Genomic DNA, 16,750 nt, shown 5'->3' with positions numbered 1-16,750 from the left:
AAAAATGCCGCTCGTTGAGCGGCATTTTTTTGTTGATCGTTCCCACGCAGAGCATGGGAACGATCAATTAAAGGCCCCAACATTTAATCGGCGTTACGCCAGGCTTTTGCTCACCACTTCATACACATCGCTGGACAGCGACCCGGACGCCAGAATCCGCTCCAGCTCAGCCTTCATCAACGCCTGACGCGCGCTGTCGTATTTGCGCCAGCGGGTCAGCGGGGCCAGTTGGCGCGAGGCGATCTGCGGGTTGAAGCCGTTCAGTTCGATCACCAGATCGGCAAGGAAGCGATAACCGGAACCGTCCGCCGCGTGGAAGTTGATCAGGTTCTGCCCGGCGAACGCGCCGATCAGTGCCCGCACCTTGTTCGGGTTCTTGATGTTGAACGCCGGGTGCTGCATCAACGCCTTCACCCGCGCCAAACCGCCCGGCAAGGTGCTACCGGCCTGCACGCTGAACCACTGATCCATGACCAGCGGATTGTCCTTGAAGTGCTCGGCGAAGCTGGCCAAAGCCAGGGCCTTCTGCTCTTCGAACGGCGAGTTGACCAGCACCGCCAGCGCGGTCAGGCGCTCGGTCATGTTGTCGGCGGTCTCGAATTGCTCCAGCGCCGCCGCCAGCACTTCCGGCTTGCCGCTGAGCATCAGGTACGACAGGGCGATGTTCTGCAAGGCGCGACGGGCAAAGTGCTCGGCCTCAGCCACGTACGGAGTTTTCTTCGACAGATCGCGGTTGGCCTGATAACGCAGCCACAGCGCTTCGAACAAACCTTCGGCGAGTTGCTTGCGGGCGAATTCGCGCGCGACATGAATCGCCTCGACGTCGGCCACTTCGCTGATCTCGGTGAGATAAGCCTCACCCGGCAGCGAGAGCATTTCGGCAACCATCGCCTGATCCAGCGACTCGTCGGACAGCACCGTGCGCAGCGCCGACACCAAACGCGGATCGAGCTTCAGGCTCTCGCCTTTCTGATGCTGGCCGATCAACTCTTGAAGCACTTGCACCGACAATTGCTGACCGGCATCCCAGCGATTGAAACCGTCGCTGTCGTGCTGCATCAGGAACATCAGTTGATCGCGGTTGTACGGGAAACTCAATTTCACTGGCGCCGAGAAGCCACGCAGCAGCGACGGCAGCGGCTGTGCGTTAATGTCGACGAAAGTGAAGGTCTGCTCGGCGTCGGTCACCGAGATCACCCGAGTGGTGCCTTGTGCCGAAGCTTCACCAGCCAGACGCAGGGCGATTTCGTTGCCCTGGCTATCAAGCAGCCCGAGCTCGACCGGAATCACGAACGGTAGTTTTTCCACCTTGTCCGGAGTCGGCGGGCAGCTCTGGCGGAAGGTCAGACTGTAGGTTTTCGCCGCAGCGTCGTAGGACTCGCTGACGGCCAGACGCGGCGTACCAGCCTGGCTGTACCAGCGTTTGAACTGACTGAGATCAACGCCATTGGCATCTTCCATGGCCTTGACGAAGTCGTCGCAGGTCACGGCCTGACCGTCGTGGCGTTCGAAATACAGATCGCTGCCCTTACGGAAGCCTTCGGCGCCCAGCAGGGTGTGGATCATGCCGACCACTTCCGAGCCTTTTTCGTACACGGTCAGGGTGTAGAAGTTGGAAATCTCGATGAAGCTGTCCGGACGCACGGCGTGGGCCATCGGCCCGGCATCTTCGGCGAACTGGTGAGTACGCAGATAGGCCACGTCCTGAATGCGCTTGACCGTCGCCGAGTTCATGTCCGAGGAGAAACCGGCATCGCGGAACACCGTGAAGCCTTCCTTGAGCGACAACTGGAACCAGTCGCGGCAGGTCACGCGGTTGCCCGACCAGTTGTGGAAGTATTCATGGGCGACGATCGCCTCGACCCGCTGGTGCGCGGCGTCGGTCGCGGTTTCGGCGCGGGCCAGCACGGCGCTGGAGTTGAAAATGTTTAGGCCCTTGTTCTCCATCGCGCCCATGTTGAAATCGTTGACGGCGACGATCATGAAGATGTCCAGATCGTACTCGCGACCGTACACCTCTTCGTCCCAGCGCATGGATTTCTTCAGGCTGTTCATCGCGTGCTGGCACTTGTCGATGTTTTCCGGCTCGACATAAATGCGCAGCGCGACATTGCGCTGGCTCATGGTGGTGAAAGTGTCTTCGACGCACCACAGATCACCGGCGACCAGCGCAAACAGGTACGCCGGTTTCTTGAACGGATCTTCCCAGGTCGCCCAGTGCCGGCCATCTTCGCCGGGGCCGGAGGCGATCGGGTTACCGTTGGAGAGCAGCACCGGGTAGCTGTGCTGTTCGGCCACGACGGTGGTGGTGAACTTGCTCATCACGTCCGGGCGGTCGAGGTAATAGGTGATCTTGCGAAAGCCTTCGGCCTCGCACTGGGTGCAGAACATCGTGCCGGACTTGTACAGGCCTTCCAGCGCGGTATTGGTTTCCGGGTGGATGCGCACGCTGGTGTCGAGGGTGAACGTTTCACTGGTTGGCTGCAGAGTCAGGTGGCTGTCCGAGACTTGATAGTCAGCGGCGCTCAGCTCCTGATCCGCCAGCGTCACCGACAGCAGCTCCAGTTGCTGGCCGTCGAGCACCAGCGGCGGCAGGCCGGCGCCGCGATCCGGGTTGCGGCGCATCACCAGTTGCGCGTGAACCAGGCTGTGGTCCTCGAACAACTCGAAGGTCAGGTGCGTTTCGTCGATCAGGTACTCGGGCGCCTGATAGTCCTTGAGGTAAATCATCTTCGGTTGTTCGGTGCGCATGCTGGAATCCTTATTGATGCACGGCGAGCTGGTAAGCCGTGTATTTACGAATGTTGATCACGCCGGTGTCGAAGATCAGGTACTGGCCCTTGATCCCCAGCAGCGTGCCTTCGGCAATCGGGTTCTTGTCCAGGTTGAAGCTGACGATTTTCGCCGGGTATTGCTCGACGGGATAGCGGATTTCCAGCGGTTCGACATCGGCAATCGTCTGAATCGCCTGTAGGCCGAATCGCTCCTGCAACCCTTGCAGGCCTTCGGCGCAGCTTTCGAACAACTGATCGCGCACCTGCGCCAGATCCACCGCCGCCGCATCACCTTTGAGCAGCGCGCGCCAGTTGGTCTTGTCCGCCACCTGGCTGCGGAACAGGTCCTCGACAAACCCCGATTGCTGGCGTGTTGATACACGCATGATTGGCAAGGCTTGACTCGCACCCTGGTCGAGCCAGCGGGTCGGCAACTGCGTAGCACGGGTGATGCCAACCTTGATGCCTGACGAATTGGCCAGGTAAACCACATGGTCGGTCATGCAGAATTTCTCGCCCCACTCCGGATCGCGGCAGGTGCCGGCGTCGAAGTGGCAGCGCTCCGGACTCATGATGCACAGGTCGCACTGCGCCAGTTTGGTCATGCACGGGTAGCAATAGCCCTGACTGAAACTGGTTTTGGTTTTGCGCCCGCAATGGGTGCAGTGAATCGCCCCCAAAAACTCCAGACGCAGCGTGCTGCCGATCAACGGATTGACCGGCACCTCGACGTCATCCAGACGAAACGCGTACTGCACGTTCGACCCGTCCAGACGCGCCGACATTTTGCTGATTGCACCGCGGCCAATCTCGATCAATGGATGGCATCCGACTTGAACAGGATGTTCGGCACTTCGATCGACTTCGACGCACATTCTTGCGGGCCCATGTAGCCAGTGCGCTGGTCTTCCGGCAGGTTCTGGATTTCCCAGGCAATCATCGCCTGCAACGACAGCTCGCGCTGTTCGGCAGTGAGCTTGTTGCCGTCGGACCATTTACCGATTTCCACGGCCAGTTTCAGGCTTTCGTAGATGTCCGGGGTGATGTTGTTGATCATGTCGTTGAAAGAGGACATCAGGGTCTCCGTGCTCTTTGCTGAAACAAAAATGTTAGACGGCCAGTTTACGGCGGTTATACAAACCGCCCAACAAACCGGTAAAGCATCCGATGAGTAACCCGCTCAGGTGCGCGGCGTTGGCGATCTGGCCGAAACCGATCAGCGAGATCAGCCCGGACATGCACACCACCAGCCACACCAGCATCATCACCAGCACGCCGCGCGGCAAACGATAGGCCGGGTTCGGCGCCAGCAACTGGAAGATCCAGCAATGCCCGAGCAACCCGTAAAGCACGCCGGACAGCCCACCAAACAGGCTCGGGCCGCTCCAGACGAACTGCCCGTAGTTGGACACCAGACTGAACAGCAGCGTCAGGCCGATCAGGTTGATGCTGCCCTGGCGCGACTCGATGCGCCGCCCCAGCTCCCAGTACCACATACCGTTCATGGCCAGATGGAGGATGCCGAAGTGGATCAGCATCGGCGTGACCAGCCGCCACCACTGCCCCGCCGCGAGGCTGTCGGCCAGCGGCGTGAAGTGGATGTACTCACCGATCACGCGGAAATCGAGGAAGGTCAGCCAGCGCAAGGTCTCGAGGTTTTCGCCGAGGAAGGTCAGACCACCGACGATCAGGCTCAACAGCAGAATCAACCCGGTGGCTTTGGCGTGTTTCAGCTGCTCGGCGAAGCTCGGGCGCTTGAAGGTCTGGCCCATGGGTAGGTCCAGTTGCTGATCCGGGTCGCCGGCCGGGAAGCGCTCGTACAAGGAACGCACGTCCTCGCTGATTTCTTCTGGTGCCCACAGCACCTGTTCGCCCGCCTCTTCGCTGACGCGATGGGGCACTTGCATGCGTTGCAGCAGTTTGACAAAACCGCTCAGATCCACCGCCAACGGCAGGCGCAATACCGCTACCGCACTCATTGCAGCACCTCCGGCCGCTCGACATCGACCCAGACGAATTTTTGCGGATCCAGGAGCGTTTCCTGGTCCAGACGATAGGCCACCAGTTTGCCGTAGAGCACGGCGCTGTAATCCAGGCACGCGAGGTTCGGGCGGATCGGCGCCGGTTTGCCGCTGCGCCAGTAGTGGCCGACGAACAGCAACGGCTCGTCGACGCCGTAGCGCAGCAGGGAATTCTTTTCAGTGGACGTCAGCGGCGTCTGCGCGACAGGTTCGGGCAGTGCATCGGGCTGGAACACGATGTCGCCATAGGTTTTCGGGTCGTCTTCCCAGAACTTGGTGCGGAAGAACGAACGCACCAGACCGTCGCCGCTGGTCATAGTCAGGCCACCGGGCAGGCGCATGTCGGTGCCGCGCAGCAAGCGGTCGAACACAGTGCAGGCGAAGCTGCCGGGCACCGCCGAGGCCTGGAGGAAATGCTCATCGACGCAGCCATTGGGGAACAGCGCCCGCAGCGGCTCGATCAGCCCGGCATCCCAGCAGGCGTGGACGACGCGAAACCGCCCGGCATCGACGAACAGCGGCAACTCGTAGAACCACTGCTGGAAGTCATGCCAGTCACCGGGATGGTCCTCGAATTGGCTCAGGGTTTCCTGCAACAGCCGCGCATGGCGCTTGGTGTGTTCGCGCACGAACTGCTTGCCGCTGCCCGGTGGCGCCGGGGTGACCCAGCCGAGCGCGTTGAATTCGTGGTTGCCCATGATGCACAGCGCCTGCCCCGCCTCGACCATGTCGTGAACGATGTGCAGCGCCTCGCGAATGCGCGGGCCACGGTCGATGATGTCGCCGACGAACACCGCCATGCGTGACGGATGCCGCCAGACCCCGCCCTGCTTGTGATAACCGAGACGGTCCAGCAAGTGTTCAAGGGTCATGGCGCATCCGTGCACGTCACCGATCAGGTCGTAACTGCGCGCGGGATCGAGCATCAGTCGCCTCCGCCCCCCAGCTTGCTGCCCCAGCCAAGCTTGGTGCGGCACACCTCGTAGTAATTGTGATCGAGCGGATGAATCAGGCGCAGCTTCTGCGCTTTCTTGCTCACGGTAATGGTGTCGCCCGGTGCGCAGGTGAAGTGGTTCTGCCCGTCGCAGGACACCTGCGGGTAGATCTGCATATCTTTGGACACGACGATTTTCAGCTCACTGTTGCCATCGACCACGATCGGCCGTCCCGACAAGGTATGGGGGTACATCGGCACAATCACAATAGCGTCGAGCTTGGGATGCATGATCGGCCCGCCGGCAGACAACGCGTAGGCAGTGGAGCCGGTGGGCGTCGCGACGATCAGGCCGTCGGCCTTCTGGCTGCAGACGAACTGGCCGTCGATATACAGCTCGAATTCGATCATCCGCGTCGATTTGCCCGGGTGCAGCACGACATCGTTGAGCGCATCGCCCTGGCCGATGGCCTCGCCATGGCGACGCACTTCGGCTTGCAGCAGGAAGCGGTTTTCTACCAGATAGTGGCCGTCGAGCACTTCGGCGACCTTGATTTCCAGCTCGTCGGGGCGAATGTCGGTGAGGAAGCCAAGGCTCCCGCGGTTGATGCCCAGCACCGGAATATTGTGCCTGGCCAGCGCCCGCGCGGCGCCGAGCAGGCTGCCGTCGCCGCCGACGACGATGACCATGTCACAAACTTCGCCGAGCATCTTGCGCGACGAGGTTTGCAGGCCATGGCCGGGCAGGACTTCAGCGATGGTGTCTTCGAGGATCACATGCAGGTGACGGTCGAGCAGAAAGCGTTTCAGTCGGCGGACGGTATCCAGCACCTGGGAACTGCCCAGGCGACCGATGATGCCGATATTACGAAATTGCTCCATGGGACCTCTGCGGACAATCGAAAACGCGAAAACCCGATTATGGGCGAAAGCGCCAGATAGACAAAATCCTTTCAGCCTCAAGGGTGCACTCAGGTTTAAGGCTATGCTCGCAAGATGATCCTGTTCCCCGACTTGTTGCAATTGCCCCATCGATTACGCCATCCCGAAGTGCGGGACCTGGCGTGGGTGATCCTCGCGCCGCCGATGCTCGCCGCCACGCCGTGGCCCCAGCGCCATCCGCTTGCCGGCAGCGACTGGGTGCACGACCCGCAGCGCCTCGAACATTGGCTGCACCAGCTCGACCGCGACAGTTACGGCCTGCTGCAATGGCTGTCGCAGGCGCGCACCCGGCGTCTGGGTCTGTATTACGAGCGTCTTTGGCAGTTCGCCGTCTCGCATGCGCCGGGCATCGAACTGATCGCCGCCAACCTGCCAATCCGCCGCGCTGGGCACACCCTCGGCGAACTCGACATGCTGCTGCGTGACCGCGACGGCGTGCATCATCTGGAACTGGCGATCAAGCTCTACCTTGGCCCGCAGGATGGCGATGGCCGCGATCCCGCGCAGTGGCTGGGGCCGGGTTGTCATGACCGGCTGGATCGCAAACTGGCACATCTGGCCGAGCATCAATTGCCGATCTCGGCGCGCCCGGAAAGCCGCGAGGTGCTCGCGGCGCTGGATATCGAAACCTTCAGCGCGCAGTTGTGGCTGGGCGGTTATCTGCTGTATCCGTGGCCCGGGCAGGCCGACTCACCGAACGGCGCGCATCCACAACATCTGCGTGGCAGTTGGCTGCATCAGAAGGACTGGCCGGCATTTGTCGACCAAAGCCCGCCGGGCCGCTGGCAACCCCTGCCCCGCCATGCGTGGCTGGCGCCGGCGCATTACCCGGCGGATCAGGTCTGGACAGATGAGCACCTGCGTTTGTGGCTGGCAGACCTGCCAGCACTGGCCCCGGCGCAGTTGCTGGTACGCCTGACCGAGAATGCCCAGGGCGAATGGGAAGAGGCGGAGCGGTTGTTTCTGGTGGCGGATCTTTGGCCGAATGTCCCCGGCCAAACCTGAGATTTGTAGTGCCTGAACTGGCCCCTTCGCTGGCAAGCCAGCTCCCACAGGTTTCGCGATGAATACAAATCTGTGGGAGCTGGCTTGCCAGCGATTGGGCCCACCCCGGTCTACAGCGAAAGCCGCACCGCCAGTGCCGCCAACGTCACCAGTAACACCGGCACCGTCAACACAATCCCGACACGGAAGTAATAGCCCCAGCCGATATGGATGCCTTTGCGCTCCAGCACGTGCAGCCACAGCAAGGTCGCCAGGCTGCCGATCGGAGTGATCTTCGGCCCCAGGTCGCTGCCGATGACGTTGGCGTAGATCATCGCTTCTTTGATCACGCCGCTGGCCTGACTGGCATCGATCGACAGCAAGCCGATCAACACCGTCGGCAAGTTGTTCATGATCGACGACAGCAGCGCCGTCAGCACCCCGGTGCCCATGGCCGCGCCCCACACGCCGTGACCGGCGAATACGTCCAGCCACCCGGCGAGGTAACCGGTGAGCCCGGCGTTGCGCAGGCCGTACACCACCAGGTACATGCCCAGCGAGAAAATCACGATCTGCCACGGCGCTTCTTTCATCACTTTGCGCGTGGAGATCTTGTGGCCGCGCGCAGCGATACCCAGCAGCAGCGCGGCGCACACAGCGGAAATAGCGCTGATCGGAATGCCCAGCGGTTCGAGGGCAAAGCAGCCGATCAACAGGATCACCAACACCGCCCAACCGGCGTAGAACGTCGCTTTGTCGTGGATCGCGGTTTGCGGATTTTCCAGTTGTTCCGGGTCGTAAGCGGCCGGGATGTCGCGGCGAAAAAACCACAGCAACATGCCCAACGTCGCCGCCACGCTGACGAAGTTCACCGGCACCATCACTGCGGCATAGCGGTTGAAGCCAATATGGAAGAAGTCCGCCGAAACGATGTTGACCAGGTTCGACACCACCAGCGGCAGGCTCGCCGTATCGGCGATAAACCCGGCGCCCATGACGAAGGCCAGCGTCGCCGCTGGTGAAAAGCGCAGCGCCAGCAGCATTGAAATCACGATCGGCGTGAGAATCAGCGCCGCGCCGTCATTGGCGAACAGCGCCGAGACCAGCGCGCCGAGCAGCACCATGAAGGCAAACAGTTTGCGCCCACTGCCCCGCCCCCAACGCGCCACGTGCAGCGCCGCCCAGTTGAAAAAACCAGCCTCGTCGAGCAACAGGCTGATGATGATCAGCGCGACGAAGGTGCCGGTGGCGTTCCAGATGATCTGCCAGACCAGCGGGATGTCCGTGAGGTGAACGACGCCAAAAATCAACGCCAGCACGGCGCCCAACGTTGCACTCCAGCCGACGCCGAGCCCCTTGGGTTGCCAGATAACGAGGGTGATGGTCAGCAGGAAAATCAGTGACGCAGCGAGCATTCGCAGAAGCCTTCAAATAGCGAAACGGGTGAAAATCGAACAAATGTGGGAGCGAGCCTGCTCGCGAAAGCGGTGTGTCAGACGCGAAATTGTTATCTGACAGTCCGCCTTCGCGAGCAGGCTCGCTCCCACAGTGAGTTTCGGTAAGTTTATTTCTTGTGTTGCTCGACGAACTGGCCGTACGCATCGATGAATTTCTGCAGGAACGGTTTCACCGAGTCGCTCAGCTTGCCCGCTTCATCAAACGCGTTGCCCGCGCCGCCCAGATAGGCTTCCGGCTGTTGCAGGCAATGGATATCGAGGAAAACAAAGGTCTGGCGCAGGTGCTGGTTGGCGCCGAAGCCACCGATGGCGCCTGGCGATACGCTGATCACCGCGCCGGGTTTGCCGCTCCACGCGCTCTGGCCATAAGGGCGCGAACCGACGTCGATGGCGTTCTTCAACGGTGCCGGGATCGAGCGGTTGTACTCGGGGGTGACAAACAGCACCGCGTCGGATGACGCCACTTTCTGACGGAAAGTGCTGTAGGCTGCCGGCGGAGAAGCGCCGTCGATGTCTTCGTTGTACAGCGGCAGTTCACCGATTTCGACAATCTCGAGCTTGAGATTGGCCGGTGCCAGTTCGGCGAGGGCCAGTGCGACTTTGCGATTGATCGATGCTTTGCGCAGGCTACCGACCACTACAGCGACGTTGTAGACATTGCTCATGGATGACTCTCGATGGTCCGTGGGAAGAGTCGCTAGTTATAGATGATCCAGTGACATTTTCACCAGTGGTCATTGGTTTTTCCTGCGCGAGGAATATTTTTTTCATGTAGGAAAACTTACCGAGCTTGCTGACGGTCTACAAAGCCGCAAATCAAGCGTTTTATCTCCAGAGGTTCTAAGCAGATGGCAGCAGTACTCGTCGGTCAGTTTCATGCAAGAGATGCGGAAGGCCGCGTTTATTCCGTGCATGAATTCCAGGAATCGAACCCGTCTGCAGACGGATCCACTGGCTCGGAGCCCATTTACAAACTCGCCATTGGCGATCGGGTCAACAAGGTCAGTGACAGCGAGTTTCTCCTGGTTCAATCAGGCATTACCCTGATCCGCGAACCCGAGCCAACCGTTGCTTCATAACCCTGCATTATGAGCAGAAGTCATGCGAGCGGACTTGGGGTAGGATTCAGCGTCTGACCCCACCTGCTGAACATGGACTTCACGCATGCGTTTACGCCACATCGAAGTGATTCAGGCGCTCTTGCAGACCGGTCACCTGGGCACCGCCGCCGAATGGCTGCAACTGCCGGTGACCGAGGTCGAAGAGCGTTTGCGCGAAGCCGAGAGTCAGTTGGGGTTCATGCTGTTCGCCAGCGTTCGCGGTCGCCTGCAATCGACCCCCGAAGCGCGCGCCCTGCAAGTGGAAATCGCACACGTTTATGAGGCGCTTGAGCCGGTGCAGCGTCTGGCCAGCAGCCTCAAGCAATACCTCGCCCCACCCCTGCGCATCATCGGCACCCCGCCGCTGGCTCAACAATTACTGCCACAAAGCCTTGCGACTCTGCGTCGGCGCTTGCCGGACGCACCTTGCAGCCTGCTCAGCGCGCCGACTCGCGACATCGTCCGCAGCCTGTTATTGCGCGAAAGCGATCTGGGCCTGAGCCTGCACGATCCCGAACACCCCGATATCCACTGCCAGCCGCTGGCCCAGGGCAAGCTGCAATTGCTCGCTCCGCACGGCTGGCTGCAGCCGAAACAGAAATACATTTCCCTAGTGGATCTGGCCGGTCAGGCCATGGTCGGTCTCGAAGGTCAGGATCCACTGAGCCCGGCGCTGGAAAACAAACTTCAGGCCTTGCGCCCGGCACCGAGCATTCAGACCCGCGTGCAGACCCATCAGATGATGCGCAGCATGGTCGAGGCCGGCGAAGGTCTGGCCATCGTCGATCCGTTCACCGCTCTGGGCGCCCGCGCCGGTGGCCTGGACGTCTGCCCATTGTCACCGGCGGTGCCGATCAGCCTCTACGCCCTGACCTTCAAACATGCCGCGCCGTCGGCGGCGATTCAGACCTTGCTGGCGATCGTCACGGAACAAGCCGAGGCGATGTTGTCGAGCTGAGTGGTTTTTCCAGCGGATTATCGAACAGGCGATACCAGAACAACGCGACTTCAGCGGTATGCGGATCGATGCCGCGATAGCGTAACTGGTCGATGCCGCCGATCACATAACCGCAACGCTCATACAGACGACAGGCGCCGAGATTGTTGTTCTGGGTTTCGAGCATGATGCCCGGCAGCTTCTTCTTGCGACTCCAGAACTGCGCGACATCGAGCAACGCCTTGGCCACACCGTGGCGGCGGGCCGGGGCGTGCACCGCCAGTTCATCGATGTGGGCAAAGCCGTTCCAGTTGGTGCTGATCACCAGGTGACCGACCGGCTCGTCGTCCAGGTACGCCATGAAAATCGCACTGTCGGGCGCGTTGTGAAAGGCGCTGAATTCTTCGGGATCGATGCCGTAGCACTTGCGGTACGGCACGATTGGCGTCACCGGCCACTGCTCGACCGGCTTGCCGATCACGGCAGCGCCGTAGGCAGCGACCTCGAAACTGAAGTCGCTGCCCCAGATATACGGCGCAAAACCTTCGTCGGCTACACGCACCGACAACCCTGGGTATTTCGGATTCATGACCGGTTGCATACTGGGAAAAGTCCTCATTCCTTGACGCAGCCGACGGTGTCGACCTTACCGTCGCGATGGATGATTGCCAGCGCAAATTTCAACTCTTTGTACATGAGGCTCAGTGTCCTGAGGCGGCAGATTTGCACCTGACCAGTGCACTCAGGGTAGAGGGTTGCGACGAATGTGGCGAGGGTGGCAACTTGGCTTCATGTCGCCAAATGCAAAAAATCGCTGCCTTCCTGGTCCCCACTATGGAATGCATTCCCCGTAGGAGCTGCCGAAGGCTGCGATCTTTTGATCTTCTGATCTTTTGATTTTTCGATCTTTCAGACCTGCGCATCAGCCTCGGCAATCTGCGTCCACAACGCCGGCGCTCCCGCCGATTTGGCGATGATTTCCAGCCGCACCAGATGCGCCGCCAGTTCTTCTTCGGTCGCCCGGATGATGCGTGCTGGCTGGCGATCGACCGGCAGGCGGCGGATTTCGGTAGCCGAGTTGTCGGCGCCCTCGCCCGTGCCATTGCCGTCAGACGCGTTGCCAGCCAGCGACAGGCTGGTCTGGCCGCCGGTCATGGTCAGGTAGACGTCGGCGAGAATCTCCGAGTCGAGCAAGGCGCCGTGGAGTTCACGGCCGGAGTTGTCGACGCCGTAACGTTTGCACAACGCGTCGAGGCTGTTGCGCTGCCCCGGGTGACGTTCCCGGGCCATCATCAGGGTATCGAGGATGGTGCAATGCTGGGTGATATCGGCGCGATCGTGCTGGCCCATCAAGGCAAATTCGTTGTTGATGAAGCCAACGTCGAACGCCGCGTTGTGGATGATCAGTTGCGCGCCCTGGATGAACTCGAAGAACTCATCGGCAACTTCGGCAAAGCGCGGCTTGCCGACGAGGAATTCGTTGGTAATGCCATGCACACCGATCGCGCCTTCGTCGCTCTCGCGATCCGGTTGCAGATAAACGTGGAAATGCCGGCCCGTCAGGCGCCGACCGATCAGTTCGACGCAACCGATTTCAATGATCCGGTGACCATCGGTCACCGGCATGCCGGTGGTTTCGGTATCGAGTACAACGGATCTGGTGGCCATCAGTGCTCAGCTCTCAACGGGTCAATCATGCAAAAGCGCGGATGTTAACACGCTCGGCGGGGTGTTTCAGTCAGACCGTGGCGGGTCCTTCGCGAGCAGGCTCGCTCCCACACTGAATGCATTCCAATTCAAGGCCTGGAATACATTTCCCTGTGGGAGCGAGCCTGCTCGCGAACGGCCACGCCACGGTTAGAAGCGAAATCAGCTCTGCTTGTAACCGCGAACTTCATCGACCCCACGGTTAGCCAATTGGTCAGCCCGCTCGTTACCGTGATGACCAATGTGCCCGCGCACCCATTTCCAGGTGACTTTGTGGCGGTTGACCTGCTCGTCCAGCTCTTTCCACAGATCGGCATTCTTTACCGGCTCTTTCGCAGCCGTTTTCCAGCCGCGCTTCTTCCAGTTGGCCATCCACTCGTTGATGCCTTTCATCACGTATTGCGAGTCGGTGACCAGCAGCACTTCGCAGGGGCGCTTGAGCGCTTCCAGGCCACGAATCGCGCCGAGCAGCTCCATGCGATTGTTGGTGGTGTTGGCCTCGCCGCCCCACAGTTCCTTTTCGACGCCCTTGCACACCAGCAGCGCGCCCCAGCCGCCGGGACCGGGGTTGCCCTTGCAGGCACCGTCGGTGAACAGTTCTACGGTGTCGACGCTTTCCACGCTTTCGCTCATGCCAGTCTTTCCAGAAAAATGCCTGTCCTGCCAATCGCGGATCGACAATGACCGCGGCCGGGACAAGCCCGGCCACAAATAAAAGAAGATTTACGGTTCGATGCGGCGGCGGTTGACCTTGGCCATCGGCAGCGGAATCAGCTTGCCCATCGGCTCGCGGCGTTCCTGGCGCAACGGCCTGAGCCCCACCACGATCTTGCGCGCCACCAGCAGATAGAAGCCGCCGCCAGACAATTGCCAGTCACCGGCCTTGCGTTCCCAGCCGGCCAGACGGTTCTGCCACTTGGGTGACGCGAGCGGCGGACGATAGCATCCGAAGCGGCGTTTCTCCAGCGCGAAGCCCAGCAGATTGAGCCAGTCGGCGACCCGCGACGGCGAGATGCAGCGCGCCTTGCGCAGGGCATCATTGGCGAAGAAATGCCGCAGCCCCCAAGTGCTCCAGGGGTTGATGCCGATGATCAGCAGATGCCCGCCGGGGCGCACGCTGCTCGCTGCTTCACGCAGCAAACCGTGGGGCGACAGGCAGAAATCCAGGCCATGCTGCATCACCACCACGTCGGCGGCGTGCTCGCTCAACGGCCAGGCCTGCTCTTCGCAAACGATCTCGACTCCGGGCAACGGTGCGCCGAGACGCACGTTGCGCTGCACTTGCGGCGCGGCCGGCGGGGTTTCGGCGGACGGCCCGTAATGCACCAGATAACCGCCGAAGAAGCGGCCGAGCTCGTCATCGAGCATGCGCCGCTCTTCATCCAGCAGAAATTGCCCGAGCGGCCCCGACAGCCATTCGCGGGCGGCGCTGATCAATGCCAGCCAGTCGGGATCGGCCTGAGCGAACGCTTTATCGGTCATGTCATTCTCCAACGCGCCAGGAACTACTAAGATGCGCCAATGTTTTCTGCTTGGCGAATTCCGACGATGATACAGATCAGTGCCCTGCCCGCGTTCACCGACAACTACATCTGGTTGTTACAGGATCATCAGACCCAGCGCTGCGCGGTGGTCGATCCGGGCGACGCCACCCCGGTGCAGGCGTGGCTTGACGCGCATCCGGGCTGGGTGCTCAGCGATATTCTGATCACTCACCATCACCATGACCATGTCGGCGGCGTCGAGCGCCTGAAAGCCGCGACCGGCGCCAAGGTCTACGGCCCGGCCAGCGAAAGCATCCCGGCGCGCGACGTAGCGCTCAAGGACAACGACAGCGTCAGCGTGCTCGGCTGGGACTTCGACGTCTATGCGGTACCCGGTCACACCCTGGGGCACATCGCCTATTACCACCATGGTCTGCTGTTCTGCGGCGACACCCTGTTCGCCGCCGGTTGCGGCCGGCTGTTCGAAGGCACACCCGAGCAGATGTACCGCTCGCTCAGCCGTCTTGCGGCCCTGCCGGAAGATACGCTGGTCTACTGCACCCATGAATACACCTTGAGCAATCTGAAATTTGCCGCCGCCGTCGAGCCGGGCAACCCGGAAGTCGCCGCCCGTCTGGAAAAGGTCACGCAGCAACGGCAGAACGGCGTGATGACATTGCCGTCGACTTTGGCCCTGGAAAAGCTGACCAATCCGTTTTTACGCACTTCTGAAACATTGGTTACACAAAAAGTGGACGAACGGGAAGGCGCTCAAAACCGGGCGCCGAGCGAGGTATTTGCGGCTCTGCGGGCATGGAAAGACAAGTTCTGACAAGCGCGCCGGCCGGGGCAAAAATTCTCAATGGTTGACCGCAGGGGGTGCGCTTTCTAGAATCGCCCGACATTTTTGCCCGGAACTTACTTCCAGCCAATGTCGTCATCCATACGTAAGTCCGTCAATTCAGATGCTTTGACCCGCCTGGCACAAGCCATCGCGGTGGCTGTGTCCGCCACGCTGGCGGGTTGCTCCAGCCACGCTCCGCAGACTGAAGCGACGCATACGCCGAACATTGCTGCGCGAGCCAAGCAGAAGCCGATCTGGCTGACCGAGAAGCCCACTCCAGTGGCGCCCCAGGACATCTGGGAACGCATGCGTCAGGGCTTCCAGTTGCAGGAAGGCCTTGGCGTCAATCCGCGCATCGAGCAACAGCGCCTGTGGTTCGCCAGTAACCCCTCTTTTCTCGAGAATGCCGGCGAACGCGGCAGCCTCTACATTCATTACATTGTCGAACGCCTCGAAGAGCGCAACATGCCGCTGGAACTGGCCCTGCTGCCGGTGATCGAGAGCGCCTACAACCCGATGGCCTATTCCCGCGCCGATGCGGTGGGCCTGTGGCAGTTCATTCCGTCCACCGGGCGTTATTTCAACCTGCGCCAGACGCGTTTTTATGATGGTCGTCGCGACATTACCGCCTCGACCACGGCCGCGATGGATTACCTGACCCGCCTGCACGACATGTTCAACGGCGACTGGCTGCTGGCGCTGGCAGCCTACAACGCTGGTGAAGGCACCGTAAGCCGGGCGATCGAGCGCAACGAAAAGCTCGGCCTGCCCACCGACTACTGGAACCTGCCACTGCCGGCGGAAACCCAGGCCTATGTGCCGAAGTTGCTGGCACTGTCGCAAGTGGTACTGGCGCCTGAAGCCTACGGCGTCAACCTCAACCCGATCGCCAACGAACCGTACTTCCAGGTCGTCGAAATCAACCAGCGCATGGACCTGTCCAAGGTCGCTGCGGTGGCGAACATCGATGAAGACGAACTGTTCCAGCTCAACCCCGCGTTCAAACAGCGCACCACCATCGACGGTCCGCAGCACTTGCTGGTGCCGACGTCCAAGGCGCAACTGCTGACCGCCAGTCTGCAGACCATGCGCCCGGACGAACTGATCAGCCCGCGCTCGCTGAAACCGGTGTTCGAAGGCGCCGATCCGTCGGAAGTGGCACAGCTCAAACGCGCCTATCGGGTCAAGCGTGGCGACAACCTCGGTTCCATCGCCAAGGCCAACAAGGTCGAAGTCAAGGATCTGCAGCGCTGGAACAAGCTGACCGGCAAGAATCTCAAGGTCGGCCAGACCCTGGTCATGCAGGACAACACCAAGCGTGCACCGGCGCGCAAATCCGGCCGGGTCAACACCGTGGTCGCGGCGAATACCAAGACCAAAGGCAAGGACGAGAGCAAGCAGCAGACCCAGTACAAGGTCAAGCGCGGCGACACCCTGTATGTGGTGGCCAAGCGGTTCAACGTCGAGATGCAACATCTCAAGCGTTGGAACCCGGGTGCGGGCAAGGCACTCAAGCCTGGGCAGATGCTTACGGTTTATCAGCCGCACTGATTGAAGAGCCCCTGA

At 60.9% G+C, this 16,750-nt stretch carries 17 protein-coding genes; 5 read left to right on the top strand and 12 right to left on the bottom strand.

What is annotated here, in order from left to right; translation table 11 throughout:
* Positions 1–93: 93 nt before the first annotated feature.
* The 6 genes from pepN to AB4N41_RS19000 are packed head-to-tail and all read right to left on the bottom strand — an operon-like array spanning position 94 to position 6,611.
* Entirely contained in the window at positions 94–2,751 is a 2,658-nt protein-coding gene (gene pepN / locus AB4N41_RS19025; RefSeq protein ID WP_460137894.1) for an aminopeptidase N, read from the bottom strand.
* 10 nt (positions 2,752–2,761) lie between these two features.
* The gene (locus AB4N41_RS19020; RefSeq protein ID WP_186569239.1) at positions 2,762–3,592 is read right to left on the bottom strand and encodes a DUF2797 domain-containing protein; all 831 of its coding nucleotides are present in this window, start codon (positions 3,590–3,592) and stop codon (positions 2,762–2,764) included.
* On the bottom strand, positions 3,589–3,849 hold the full coding sequence (locus tag AB4N41_RS19015; protein WP_016774215.1) for a YeaC family protein: 261 nt from the start codon (positions 3,847–3,849) through the stop codon (positions 3,589–3,591). The genes AB4N41_RS19020 and AB4N41_RS19015 overlap by 4 nt, the downstream gene beginning before the upstream one ends.
* A 34-nt stretch (positions 3,850–3,883) precedes the next feature.
* On the bottom strand, positions 3,884–4,753 hold the full coding sequence (locus AB4N41_RS19010; protein ID WP_252877870.1) for a rhomboid family intramembrane serine protease: 870 nt from the start codon (positions 4,751–4,753) through the stop codon (positions 3,884–3,886).
* The gene (locus AB4N41_RS19005; protein ID WP_252877869.1) at positions 4,750–5,721 is read right to left on the bottom strand and encodes a metallophosphoesterase; all 972 of its coding nucleotides are present in this window, start codon (positions 5,719–5,721) and stop codon (positions 4,750–4,752) included. Before AB4N41_RS19005 ends, AB4N41_RS19010 begins: the two co-directional genes overlap by 4 nt.
* Positions 5,721–6,611, bottom strand: a complete 891-nt coding sequence (locus tag AB4N41_RS19000) for an NAD(+) kinase (protein ID WP_041480619.1) — start codon at positions 6,609–6,611, stop codon at positions 5,721–5,723. Before AB4N41_RS19000 ends, AB4N41_RS19005 begins: the two co-directional genes overlap by 1 nt.
* A gap of 114 nt (positions 6,612–6,725) precedes the next feature.
* Here AB4N41_RS19000 and AB4N41_RS18995 point away from each other — a divergent pair, with 114 nt between their 5' ends.
* The gene (locus AB4N41_RS18995; protein ID WP_252877868.1) at positions 6,726–7,676 is read left to right on the top strand and encodes a DUF1853 family protein; all 951 of its coding nucleotides are present in this window, start codon (positions 6,726–6,728) and stop codon (positions 7,674–7,676) included.
* Positions 7,677–7,786: 110 nt separating this feature from the next.
* On the opposite strand, the gene AB4N41_RS18990 is transcribed toward AB4N41_RS18995, so the two are convergent.
* Positions 7,787–9,070, bottom strand: a complete 1,284-nt coding sequence (locus AB4N41_RS18990) for an arsenic transporter (RefSeq protein ID WP_110599012.1) — start codon at positions 9,068–9,070, stop codon at positions 7,787–7,789.
* 149 nt (positions 9,071–9,219) lie between these two features.
* Positions 9,220–9,777, bottom strand: coding sequence for an NADPH-dependent FMN reductase (locus AB4N41_RS18985; RefSeq protein ID WP_024012496.1), 558 nt, complete (start codon positions 9,775–9,777; stop codon positions 9,220–9,222).
* A gap of 183 nt (positions 9,778–9,960) precedes the next feature.
* On the opposite strand from AB4N41_RS18985, the gene AB4N41_RS18980 reads away from it, so the two are divergent.
* Both AB4N41_RS18980 and AB4N41_RS18975 read left to right on the top strand, forming a co-directional pair.
* Complete coding sequence (locus AB4N41_RS18980) at positions 9,961–10,191, top strand: hypothetical protein (protein ID WP_041480622.1); 231 nt, start codon at positions 9,961–9,963, stop codon at positions 10,189–10,191.
* An 85-nt stretch (positions 10,192–10,276) separates the two neighbouring features.
* Positions 10,277–11,170: a LysR substrate-binding domain-containing protein gene (locus AB4N41_RS18975; protein WP_041480623.1), complete on the top strand. Its 894-nt coding sequence runs from the start codon at positions 10,277–10,279 to the stop codon at positions 11,168–11,170.
* On the opposite strand, the gene AB4N41_RS18970 is transcribed toward AB4N41_RS18975, so the two are convergent.
* The 4 genes from AB4N41_RS18970 to AB4N41_RS18955 form a co-directional block, all read right to left on the bottom strand.
* On the bottom strand, positions 11,136–11,750 hold the full coding sequence (locus AB4N41_RS18970) for a GNAT family N-acetyltransferase (RefSeq protein WP_016774208.1): 615 nt from the start codon (positions 11,748–11,750) through the stop codon (positions 11,136–11,138). The genes AB4N41_RS18975 and AB4N41_RS18970 overlap by 35 nt on opposite strands.
* 308 nt (positions 11,751–12,058) lie before the next feature.
* Positions 12,059–12,817, bottom strand: coding sequence for a DNA polymerase III subunit epsilon (gene dnaQ / locus AB4N41_RS18965; protein WP_041480624.1), 759 nt, complete (start codon positions 12,815–12,817; stop codon positions 12,059–12,061).
* A gap of 201 nt (positions 12,818–13,018) precedes the next feature.
* Positions 13,019–13,489, bottom strand: coding sequence for a ribonuclease HI (gene rnhA, locus AB4N41_RS18960; RefSeq protein ID WP_007910572.1), 471 nt, complete (start codon positions 13,487–13,489; stop codon positions 13,019–13,021).
* Between the two features lie 90 nt (positions 13,490–13,579).
* Positions 13,580–14,338 carry a class I SAM-dependent methyltransferase gene (locus tag AB4N41_RS18955; protein ID WP_041480625.1) on the bottom strand — a complete coding sequence of 253 codons (759 nt, stop codon included), beginning with the start codon at positions 14,336–14,338 and terminating at the stop codon, positions 13,580–13,582.
* A 66-nt stretch (positions 14,339–14,404) separates the two neighbouring features.
* Here AB4N41_RS18955 and gloB point away from each other — a divergent pair, with 66 nt between their 5' ends.
* Positions 14,405–15,172, top strand: a complete 768-nt coding sequence (gene gloB / locus AB4N41_RS18950) for a hydroxyacylglutathione hydrolase (protein ID WP_056786790.1) — start codon at positions 14,405–14,407, stop codon at positions 15,170–15,172.
* Positions 15,173–15,271: 99 nt separating this feature from the next.
* A complete protein-coding gene (locus AB4N41_RS18945) occupies positions 15,272–16,735 on the top strand; it encodes a transglycosylase SLT domain-containing protein (protein WP_041480626.1) in 1,464 nt (487 codons plus the stop codon).
* Positions 16,736–16,750 lie beyond the last annotated feature (15 nt).

The sequence above is a fragment of the Pseudomonas sp. S2_A10 genome (assembly GCF_054668465.1).
Note: the sequence above shows the minus strand (reverse complement) of the source record. Positions and strands in the feature narration are given on the sequence as shown.